Source organism: Alcanivorax sp. HI0083 (assembly GCF_001635175.1).
The window spans coordinates 1-445 of the sequence record NZ_LWFX01000702.1; the positions used below are offsets into that span (position 1 = coordinate 1).

At 53.5% G+C, this 445-nt stretch carries 1 protein-coding gene; it reads left to right on the forward strand.

Annotated elements, in window-relative coordinates; all coding sequences use genetic code 11:
• Positions 1-63: 63 nt before the first annotated feature.
• Positions 64-445 (forward strand): sensor histidine kinase (locus tag A3754_RS06920; protein ID WP_231880525.1); only part of this gene is annotated, 382 nt, incomplete at its 3' end.

Genomic DNA, 445 nt, shown 5'->3' on the forward strand with positions numbered 1-445 from the left:
GACCTGAAACACTTTTCCCACAATCAGCCGGAAGCCTTTTCGCCAACGGATATCGCCACCTGTATGGCAATGTCTTTGAACCTGGCAAAGCATGAACTGAAAAACCGCATTACCGTGAGCCACTCACTGCCGGATTCCATGCCGTTGATTAACGGCTCGGAAAGCCAGCTGTCGCAGGTTTTCATGAATGTGTTCGTCAACGCCGCTCAGGCCATCGAAGGGAAAGGCAATATCACTATTGCCGGCCACTGCGATGAACAATGGTGCACCCTGACTATTACCGACGACGGCCCCGGCATTGCTGAAGATACTCTCAAACAGATTTTCGAACCCTTCTATACAACCAAACCGATCGGCCAGGGCACCGGACTTGGGCTGTCTATTTCCCACGACATCATCCAGCACCACGGCGGCACCATGACCGTGGAAAGCCAACTTGGCGCCG